10 protein-coding genes and 1 pseudogene are annotated in these 10053 nt (G+C 63.2%); 5 read left to right on the top strand and 6 right to left on the bottom strand.

Annotated features, from left to right (window positions below; genetic code table 11):
• Window positions 1–56 precede the first annotated feature (56 nt).
• Window positions 57–1160, top strand: coding sequence for a LysM peptidoglycan-binding domain-containing protein (locus OEW28_RS18500; RefSeq protein WP_263736282.1), 1104 nt, complete (start codon window positions 57–59; stop codon window positions 1158–1160).
• 100 nt (window positions 1161–1260) lie between these two features.
• Here OEW28_RS18500 and OEW28_RS18505 read toward each other — a convergent pair whose 3' ends face one another.
• From OEW28_RS18505 to OEW28_RS18530, 6 genes are all read right to left on the bottom strand, one after another.
• A complete protein-coding gene (locus tag OEW28_RS18505) occupies window positions 1261–2598 on the bottom strand; it encodes a dynamin family protein (protein ID WP_263736283.1) in 1338 nt (445 codons plus the stop codon).
• A 3-nt stretch (window positions 2599–2601) separates the two neighbouring features.
• Window positions 2602–3348 carry a hypothetical protein gene (locus OEW28_RS18510; RefSeq protein ID WP_263736284.1) on the bottom strand — a complete coding sequence of 249 codons (747 nt, stop codon included), beginning with the start codon at window positions 3346–3348 and terminating at the stop codon, window positions 2602–2604.
• A 50-nt stretch (window positions 3349–3398) separates the two neighbouring features.
• Entirely contained in the window at window positions 3399–3788 is a 390-nt protein-coding gene (locus OEW28_RS18515; protein ID WP_263736285.1) for a hypothetical protein, read from the bottom strand.
• Window positions 3789–3875: 87 nt separating this feature from the next.
• Window positions 3876–5330, bottom strand: a complete 1455-nt coding sequence (locus tag OEW28_RS18520) for a dynamin family protein (RefSeq protein ID WP_263736286.1) — start codon at window positions 5328–5330, stop codon at window positions 3876–3878.
• A gap of 62 nt (window positions 5331–5392) precedes the next feature.
• Window positions 5393–7423, bottom strand: a complete 2031-nt coding sequence (locus OEW28_RS18525) for a dynamin family protein (RefSeq protein WP_263736287.1) — start codon at window positions 7421–7423, stop codon at window positions 5393–5395.
• Window positions 7424–7457: 34 nt separating this feature from the next.
• Window positions 7458–7829, bottom strand: a complete 372-nt coding sequence (locus OEW28_RS18530; protein ID WP_263736288.1) for a hypothetical protein — start codon at window positions 7827–7829, stop codon at window positions 7458–7460.
• Window positions 7830–8083: 254 nt separating this feature from the next.
• Here OEW28_RS18530 and OEW28_RS18535 point away from each other — a divergent pair, with 254 nt between their 5' ends.
• From OEW28_RS18535 to OEW28_RS18550, 4 genes and pseudogenes are all read left to right on the top strand, one after another.
• The gene (locus tag OEW28_RS18535) at window positions 8084–8914 is read left to right on the top strand and encodes an SDR family NAD(P)-dependent oxidoreductase (protein WP_263736289.1); all 831 of its coding nucleotides are present in this window, start codon (window positions 8084–8086) and stop codon (window positions 8912–8914) included.
• 80 nt (window positions 8915–8994) lie between these two features.
• On the top strand, window positions 8995–9207 hold the full coding sequence (locus OEW28_RS18540) for a twin transmembrane helix small protein (RefSeq protein ID WP_263736290.1): 213 nt from the start codon (window positions 8995–8997) through the stop codon (window positions 9205–9207).
• On the top strand, window positions 9207–9779 hold the full coding sequence (locus OEW28_RS18545; protein WP_263736291.1) for a cob(I)yrinic acid a,c-diamide adenosyltransferase: 573 nt from the start codon (window positions 9207–9209) through the stop codon (window positions 9777–9779). The genes OEW28_RS18540 and OEW28_RS18545 overlap by 1 nt, the downstream gene beginning before the upstream one ends.
• Before the next feature lie 161 nt (window positions 9780–9940).
• Window positions 9941–10053: pseudogene (locus OEW28_RS18550) on the top strand (electron transfer flavoprotein subunit beta/FixA family protein); the annotation flags it as partial.

Genomic DNA, 10053 nt, shown 5'->3' on the forward strand with positions numbered 1-10053 from the left:
TCCACCCCAACACGCACGGCCGCTGGCCGATCCAAAACGAAAGATGGAGAATCATGATGGAACAGCGCATCCAGTTCTTCCGAGTGGCTGCTGCCGGGATTGCGGCGCTGCTGGTCGGAACCTCTGCCTCTGCCCAGGAAGCTTGCACGTCCTACACCGTGAAGGCGGGCGACAGCCTTGGGACGATCGCACAGAGCGCCTACGGCACTGGTGAATACCAGAACATCTTCAACGCGAACCGCAACGTGATCGGCGACGATCCGGCCAACCTCGTCGAAGGCACCGTTCTTAACCTTCCTTGCGAAGACGGCTCGATCGCAGGTGCCGCTTCGGCTGACGCGATCATCGCGGAACAGACCAAGATCGCCGCGTCCACACCCAAGTCGAACGCCTACGAGCCGCCGGTCAAATTCCTGGCGGGCGGTAACTACGCCCCCTTCAGCGATGAAGGCCTGTCGGGCGGCGGCTTCCTGGTGCGGCTTGCCGAAACGGCGATGCAACGCGGCGGCAACACCCGCGGTTACCAGACTGCCTTCGTCAACGATTGGGGCGCGCACCTTGAAACGCTGCTGCCCACCGGCGCATTCGATATCGGTCTGGGATGGTTCATGCCGAACTGCGAAAAGCGTGACATCCTGAGCGAGTCAATGCGGTATCGCTGCGATCAGTTCGACGCTACGCTTCCGGTCTACGAACCCGTCGTCGGCTACTACACGATGAAGGACAGCCCTCTGGCTGGCGCGACAAGCTTCGATGCTTACAAAGGCAAGCGCATCTGCCGCATGGATGGCTACTTCACCTTCGACCTTGAGGAAGAGGGCCTGACTCCGCCGGCTATCGAACTCATGCAACCGACCCTGCCGAGCGATTGCATGGAAGCCCTGGTGACAGGGGCGGTTGATGTTGCCACCATGGAGATCCAGTCCGCCGCAGACGCCATTGCGACACTTGGAATCAGCGCGGATGTGGTCGAAAACGCCAACCTCGCCAAAGTCGTGTCGATGTCCTTCATCGCACACAAGTCGAACCCGTTCGGCAAGCAGTACATCACAATGATGAACCGCGGCCTGAGCGAGATGCGCAACAGCGGCGAATGGTATGCGATCATCTCAAGCACGCTGAAAGAGCACAACGACAACCTGATGAAACTGGCGAACTGATCGGCCATGGTGCCGGCACTAGCCGGCACCCGAACAAACCGACAGGGCCCGCGATTCGATCGCGGGCCTTGTTCATTTCAGAGCTTGGAAGTGATTGCCGTCAGCCAGTCGTGACCGGATGGGCAAGGCCGTCCGTAAGCTGGGCCAGAAGCAGCGCGGCCTTTTCCGCATTGGCGTCGTCGCCTTCGTACTGCATCAGGATAAGAAGATCCTGGGCGCGCTGGAATTCGGGTTCCACCCACGCCTCTGATGCAGGCAGGGCCGGCATCGCGGAAATATCGCCAAGGAACAGAGAAACCGCATCCTGTGCGACAGACAGGAAATCTTCGTCCTGTTCGATGCCGCCGGTGTGAAGAGTTTCGACAACCTCTGCCATGCGCCGCTTCCAGGCCATGAGAACCGGACTGACGGGCTTTGCCTGTGTGCCGCCCTGCGGCGCTACGGGCTTTGGCTGCGGTTGCGACGGGGCCGGCCGCGAGGTGGCAGGCGCTTCGGTCGCATCGGCGCGGCGGGTTTTCGCAGTGGCGCTTTCCGGCTCGGCCGCCGGTCCAGGATCAAGGGGCAGCTGAGCCAGAAGCGGCTCCAGGTGCTGCGCCATGCCGCGGCGAACCTTTTCCAGTTCCGATTTCCGGCACTCGACCGCCATTTCCATCATGGCGACCATGAAGGGTTCTACCCCGCTCGCCGCCCAGACCTTTTCCGGTTGCGCGATCTCGCCCTGAAGGGCGCGCCAGGCATCGGTGCTGCCCAAGGGCAAGACCTTGCGAAACGCCGCGCCGACCGCAGACTCCAACCGCTCAAGTGTGGGCGTGAGCGTGCCGGCAGACAGGTGATCCGCATGAGTCATCGCAAGGATCGCCTTGCGCTGCACCGCCTTCGGCACAAGTCCCCACAAATGGCGCTCTTCCGCGGTCCATGGGTCGTCCGCGTTCGTGCACCAGACGATCATGTCGGCCAGTCGGTTCAGCACGAAAAGGGCGTTGGCCTGTGCGCCCGAATCCTCGAGGTCGGACAGGTCCATCAGCCAGACGTCGCGAAGGACCTCGCAGTCGATGCCGACGGATACGATATCGGGCGCCTGCGCAACAGCGGCGGCTATGTCCAGCCCGTCAAAGACCTTGTCTTCCCGATCCCACCAGCTTGCCGTGGTCCGGTACGCGTCCGAATGCCTGAGGATCACGGCCGGCATGGTCGAGCGGCGCGGCTGTGTCGGAATCACGGATTCACCGACCAGCAGATTGATCAGGCTCGACTTGCCAGAACGGGAAAGCCCCGCTACCGCGATCCGAACTGGCGCTTCCAGGCGTGCAATATAGGCCTCGACCTGGCTCCTTGCGTTTTCCAGCGCCGGATCGCCCTGAGCCCGCGCTCCGTCCATGACCGCGGCGAAGCGCCTGAGAATTTCGATTTCGGTCTCTGCCCTGGGAAATGCCACCATGACTCAGCCCTTGTCGCGTTGGGCGGTATCAGCCCAGGCTTGCGCCAGTTGCGGAACCTGCCCGGGCCCAGCGGCGGCGATCCAGAGTTCACTGTCCTTCTCGGCAAGGATCAGACGGCCTGCGCCTTCGTCTGCCGCCCCAACCGCGACAAATCCAAAGCCGCCGCCCACGTGCCCAAGCGCGGTCCGCAAAGCGGCGATGTCGCCCATCAGCGCGGTGTCGGCGCTTGCAGGAAGCAGGGACGCATCGCCCTTGATGTCCGTCACGCCGCCCGAGACATCCAGCCGACCCGAGGCGCTGCAAGCGACCGAAAGCCGCATGGCAAAGCTGGCGTCCGATGGCACCTCGGCAGCCTGCATCGCCTTTGCGCAAGCCGCGCGCAAATCGGCAACCGAGAAGCCGACGCCAGATCCCGCGTCATCCTCATCCGCGATCTCGACGTGGTAGAGATGCTGGCCTTCACAGTGCGCGTGGGCCACGAGCGCGCCGGAAACCTTGGCAAGATCGGATGACGGCATGGCCTCGACCTCGAACAACCGCCCGCTGCGCGCACGAAGGACCATCCGGCGCCCACCGCCGGACACGAGGACCAGACGGCGCGGCAAGATCGTGCCCGTGACAACGCGCAAGATCGCTTCGAGCCGCGCCGAGGCGGATTTGCCGGGCAAATGGCGCGCGGAAGTGGCGGCAGGCTCGGACAATGTCTCGAGCCCCGCCATGATGGACATGATTTCGCGGCTGACGGTCATGGCGCCTGCTTGCTCTTTCCAACCCACTCCAGCTTCAAATTCCTGCGGATTCACAAGACATTTGCAATGTCTTTCCCAAGCTGGCGGCCCGCATTGCGCATCTGTGCGACATCTGCGCCGCTCTTCCCGATCAGGCAGAGCGCATGTTCGCCATGCTTTTCCATGCGCAGGAAAAGGCAGGTGAAATCCTTGTTGCGGATCAGCGCCTCGCCGGGCATCGCCTCCGCCGAGGCGGCGACCGCCGCGCGCCAAGCGCCAGCCATGCCCTGCCCGTCCAAGAGGCGCGCCGCGAGCGTTGCGATCGCATCGAGTATCTCTTGCGAGAACGCGCGCGATGAACGGCGCGTCAGAACCAGTTCCTCAGGCATGTCGACGTAGCAGACCGCCAGACAATCTGGCAGCGCCTGCAGCGTGCCATCCATCAACCCGTTCAGCGCCATGATCCGTCTCCACCGCCGCCAAGAGCAACCGCTTTCACGGAATTACAGGGACGGTTCACGATTTTCCAGTGCCGCGAGAGACCTTCGTCAGCCGAGCTTGCGCAGGCCGGTGTCTTCGGCACGCTCAGCATCGGGTTCGATTCCCTCGGCACGATCGACAGCCAACAGGAACTTCTCGAACAGGGCAAGCACGTCCTTGACCGAGCGTGCCTCTGGCTCGGAGGCAAGAACCTCTCTCCAGAGAAGCGTCACAGAGGTGGAAACCGGTTCGCCGCCTTCCCCGTCGCCCAAGAAATCGGCGTCGCCTTCCGGAACGGACACCGCCTCCATCTGCGCGGTATCGGCGTCAGTCAACGGCTCATCAACCGGTTCGGCGGGCAGTTCCTGGACGTCGGCCGATGCCTCCAGTTCCTGATCACCGGCCTCCGCGTCGAGGTCTTGACCGATTTCGGTCTCGACCGCCTGCTCGACCATTGGCGCCGAAGCGTCCTCGGCTTCGTCCGGCGCTTCGTCGGCGACTGCGGGAACAAGCTCTGCCGTGTCCGCGACGTCGTCTTCAAGGTGCTCGTTCAGCGAGAACACGCCGCCCGCGTCTGCTTCCCCGGGAACCACACGCTGCACGAAATTCAGGTGCAGCACTTCGGATGTATCGACTTCGGGGGTCGCGCTTTCTGCGCCCTCGATCACCTGCGATCTCATCGATGCCGCGTTGTCGCGGCTCAGCCGTTCCCGCGTGGCGCTTTCTTCCCGCTCAAGCCGGACGGGGCGGACAGCCCGCCCCGGCCGAACGCGGGACGGCTGAACGGTTTCACTGGAAATCACGGCATAGCGCGAAAGCATCCCCATCCGGGTTTCGATGATGTCATGCGCAATGTCCTGAAGCGCGGTCAGCAGCTCCTCGCCCCCACTCTCTACCCAAAGGTCTTGCGCGTCATCCTCGCTTGCGGCGCGGATCGCATCCATCGCCGAAAACATGATGATGCTGCGGAACATTTCGCCCGCCTCGCGCTTGAGCCGCCGTGCCACGCGGGCTTTGTCGGCCGGCAAGAGCTTGTCGGAGCGTGTCGCAAGCAGGACCGAATTCTCGCGAAGCCGCTCGGGCAGGGATTCCCAGGCGCTGCGCTCGGATTCCCGCCAGGCCTGTGTCGAATGCGTGCACCAAAGCACCGCGTTGACGTAGCCGACCGCCATTTCCCATACGGTCTTCGGAATGTTCGGGTCCGATATGCCGGGCGTGTCAATCAAGTCGATTGTCTCAAGGACGCGGCCCTTGCAGAAAAGCCGGATGTAGCGCACCCCATCCACGGGAACGGTGTGAAGATCCTCGAAGCCAAGATCGTGGCGATGGCCCTCAGTATCGACGTACCAGGCCTGGGGCTCGCCATAGCTCATCCACACCGGGGGCAGCTGGGTCGCGGTGACGCGTGTCGGCAACACGTCCTCGCCAACCAGGAGGTTGGTCAGGGTGGTCTTGCCTGCGCTGAATTCACCCATAAGCGCGATGCAGGGTTTGCGGCTGGCCCAGCTTTCGAGCCTGGTCATTCCCTCTGGCGAAACCGCCCGCCGATTCGGTGTTTGAGTATCAGTCATTCTGCCCGTCCCCTTCAGGCTGCCATATCATCAAGCCCGCGGAGGATTTCTCCGAAGGCGGCGCCCGTGTCAGTGCCCGCTTGCAAGACGCCGAGGGCTTTGCGCGCATCCTCGGCGGTGTCCGCGTCCGGCTGCGTGATGCGGCGGATGGTTTCCTGATGTTCCTTCAGGAATTCCCGCAGGATCGCACGGGCGTTTTCCAGAACCGAGGCGACCTGGTTCTCTTCAAGGTCCCTGGTGATCGAGTTCGCCTCTGCCCTGATCAGATGCGCGTAGTCCTTTGCAAAGGCCTCGTATCCGCGCCGCTTCTGCCACCAGCGGCGCCACCAGGTGCTTTGCAGGTCAAGCGCGATCGTCTTGCCAAGACCGACCGGCGCAGGAACGCGCGGCGCATGCGGCGCCTCGATCCGGAATTCCCCTTCCGCCTCTGAAAGCACGGCAGAATATATCGCCTCGACGTGGCGGGCAGCATCTTCATAGAGCTTGGAGAGCTTTGCCGACATTGCCCGGGCAAAGCTCAGATAGGCCGCCCGCTGCAGAACGCGCAGGCCGGTCGGGTCGTACTGCCAGGTTCCACTCTCGCCATGACGCTCAAGATGCTCAAGCAGGGAATCCGTCGCACGCTTGACGAAGCCGGACTCGGCGGATTGCATCCTCTGCATCAGGTCGTCGCGCAGCTGCTGACAGACCTCGGCGACATCCGACTCGTACTTGGCGGCAAGCTGCTGCATCACCGAGCTGGCAGAATGACCCGCGAAATCCACCGTCACCGCGGCGCCGCCCGAACGGCGCGCCATCAGCGTTGCCCGCGCCTCGTTGGTAAGGTTGCGCGCGTTGCGGCGCACCCGCTCCAGCAGACGCTTGCCGGCGCCTTCGCTCACCCGCTCGGCGACCGCATTCAACAGGCCCGGCAGGCCGGATAGGTTCCAGGCGGTTTCCCATTCGTCCCGGCCAGCCAGTTCGGGATGCATGGCGCCGAACTGCTCCAGCGCCTTGCGGCTGTCAGCAGAGAGGCCGTCGTAGGACCCCATCAGCGCCGCCTCACCCCACTTCGCGCTGCCAAAGACGATCCCGACGTCGGACGCAATGTTGAACTTCTTCAGCGTCGCCAGGATGCCCGAGCGGATCTCGTCGATCTGGCCCGCCGGATCTTGAAGTTCATCCACGCGGTTCACGAACAGGATGATCTGGCGATTCTCCAGGTTCGAGATGATCCGCATCAGCGCCATGTCGACGGTCGACAGCGCCTGATGCGCCGAAAGGACCACGACGCAAAGCTCGGACCCGCGCAGGCTGCGCAGCGTGATCTGTTCGCGCATCATGAAGGTGTCGTTGACGCCCGGCGTATCGCAAAGGGTCAGGGATACGTCGTATTCAGGGATGTCCAGGAACAACTCGGCCGACTTGGTGATGTCCGCAAAGCGTCCGGTCTGGGGATTGCCCTCACCCGGGGTGACATCATCGCCAAGACAGACATAGCGTTCGACCAGCTCCGGATCGACGTAGCCGTAAGAGTGATTCTGACCCAGCAGAAGTTCGAAATGCCTGCCAAGACGGGCCTTGGTCGCGTCGCGCATGGCCTGAACCTGCCGCTGGATATCGGCAAGCTCCTCTTGCGCCCCGGATCTTTCCGCCAGCTCGCCCAGCCGTCCACCGCCGACCACGAGGTTGTCCCATTCGTCACGGCTGAAGAACGTGAAGCGCGCCTTGGTGTTCGTCGGACCTTCGACATCGGCCGGCGCCTTGGTGTTGATCGCCACGGTCGTCACGACCGACGTCCAGGGATTCACATCGGACGGCAGCAGCCCCGGCGTCGCGGCAAGGATGTTGGTCAGCGCCGACTTGCCGGCCTTGACCTGACCGACGAACGTGATCTTGGCCGAAAACTCCTCGAGCCGCGCCTTCAGCCCGGCTGCGCGCGCCGCGGTCCTGTCGTCCGCGACCGATGCAAGACGATCCAGCGTTTCCGACAGTTCCGAGAAAGACGAGGCCAGCCCCGCAAAGGCGGCATTTCCCGAACTCAGCAGCTCTCTATTACGCACCATTCACCATTCCTTTCACAACTGGCTGCACGCACCGTCAGGCGGCGACAGACGCAGCTCCCAAACTGTCCAGATGGCTCAGCACCTCGAGCCCGGTCGCCACCAGCCCGATCCTTTCGGCCACGCACAGCCTTTCGGCGGGCGCATCCAGAAGCACGCTGAGAAGCTTGTAGGATTGCCCGTTCCGAAGCTCGGCCAGCACCTCGCAGTCGTCGAAACGCCGCCCGGCCGAAAGGGCCGTGTTCAGCGCCGGGTTTCCAAGCCGCCGGGTACGATCGTCATATCCGACCAGGCGTATGCCGATGCCCACACCGGGCGCGGTCTGACCAAGGGCAGCCAGCGCGGCGCCAAGGCTGCTTACCGCTGCTGCCGAGCGTGCCCCTGATGCCAATGTCGACCCTGATGCCATTGTGAATACGACTCTAATTTCCGCCCCGGCATTCCGACCCCGTGCGACTCGGCGACTGTCGCCGAAAGGGTCACAATCCTCGCCAGAGGCTAGAAATCCATTGTGGCAAAACGGTGTCCCAAATACGCCCGCCCACGAACATTTTTCCGGGAAGCCGCTGGATGCTGCCGGCAAATCCGGCCCTAAAAATAAGGTTTCCGGCGGCTGGCCTTTGCACTATCGCTTGGGCCGGAGGACCAAGGCGGGCAGGCAACGTGAAACAGAAAAGCATTCTCATCACCGGATCCTCTTCGGGAATCGGCTATGACGCCGCCCAAGGGCTTGCCCGCGCAGGCTGGCGTGTCTTCGCGACCTGCCGACGGGAAAGCGACTGCGCGCGGTTGCAGGCGGAAGGGCTGGAAAGTTTCCAGCTCGACTACGCCGACGAAACAAGCATCGCGGCGGCGGTGGACGAAACATTGCGACGAACGGGCGGAACGCTGGATGCCGTCTTCAACAACGGCGCCTATGCGTGCCCCGGCGCGGTCGAGGACCTGCCGCGCGGGGCGTTGCGCGAAATCTTCGAAACCAACCTCTTCGGCGTTCATGACCTGACGCGCCGGGTCATCCCCACGATGCGGGCACAGGGCCACGGCCATATCGTCAACTGTTCGTCCGTGCTGGGGTTCACCGGACTGAAGTGGCGCGGTGCCTATGTGGCGACCAAGTTCGCGATGGAGGGTCTTTCGGATGTCCTGAGGCTCGAGATGGCCGATACGCGCGTGCGCGTCGTTTTGATAGAACCGGGTCCGATCACAAGCCTGATCCGCCAGAACTCGATCCCTCACTTCGAGCGCTGGATCGACTGGCGCAATTCCCCCCGCGCCGAACAATACCAATCGACCCTGTTGAAGCGACTCTACGAAAGCCGGGGGCCCGATCGCTGGGAACTGCCTGCTTCGGCGGTGACCGCGGTGCTTCTCAAGGCGCTCTCCACCCCTGATCCGCGCCCGCGGTACCGTGTGACCGTGCCGACCCATGTCATGGCGCTGATGCGGCGGCTGCTGCCGGGCCGGGCGCTCGACACCTTGCTGGCGCGCATCTGACGCGGAACCCGGACGCGTTTTCCTGCTTCGCTTTCACGCCCGGAGTGACTACATGTGCCCCGACAAGGGGAGAGAGACCCATGCTGAATGACCCGCTGTTCCTGATCGTCGCCTTCGCCTGCCTTGCCGTGCTTGTCGTGCTGATGATCGGCATCGGCGGTTTCGCGAAGGGCGGCGACTTCAACCGGAAGCACGCCAACCGCCTGATGCGCTATCGGATCATCGCGCAGGCCATTGCCGTGATCCTGATCCTTCTGTTCGTTCTGATCCGTGGCGGAATCGGGGGGCACTGATGGTTGTTCTGAACAAGATCTACACCCGCACGGGCGATGCAGGCGATACGGCCCTGGGCAACGGTGCGCGCGTCGCCAAGCATTCGGCCCGGGTGTCTGCCTATGGCACCGTGGACGAACTGAATTCGGTGATCGGGATCGCGCGGCTGCACGCCGAGGGCGCGGTCGACGCGGAACTGCAGCGTATCCAGAATGACCTGTTCGACCTTGGCGCTGACCTGTGCAGGCCGGAAATGGAAAAGGACGGCGAGGCGGGCTTTCCGGTGCTTCGCATGGTCGATGCGCAAGTCGACCGGCTTGAGCGGGAGATCGACGCGATGACGTCGGTGCTTGAACCCTTGCGCAGCTTCATCCTGCCCGGCGGAACGGCGCTGGCGGCGCATCTGCATCAGGCGCGCACCGTCGCGCGGCGTGCCGAACGGCTTGCGGTCGAGCTTGCGGCCGATGAAGGCGTGAACCCGTCGGCGGTGCGCTATCTCAACCGGCTTTCCGACTGGTTTTTCTGTGCCGCACGCATGGCCAATGATGCAGGTCGCGCTGACGTGCTTTGGGTGCCCGGCGCAAATCGCTGATCGGTACGAAGTTGGTCGCTAACATCCAGAAACGTGGCGTCCCTGCGACACTCAGCGTCGATTTTGCACTGTTTAAAGACTGGCGGAAGCGCTAACACAACCGCGGAAGCTTTCATGCCGGCCCTTCTGGGCCGGCTCTGATCCTGAGGAGATGCACGCCGATGAAGGTACTGGTGCCTGTGAAGCGGGTGATTGACTACAACGTGAAGGTCCGCGTGAAGGCGGACGGATCGGGTGTCGATCTGGCCAACGTGAAGATGTCGATGAACCCGTT

The sequence above is a fragment of the Albidovulum marisflavi genome, from assembly GCF_025751435.1.
Classification (GTDB): Bacteria; Pseudomonadota; Alphaproteobacteria; order Rhodobacterales; family Rhodobacteraceae; genus Albidovulum; species Albidovulum marisflavi.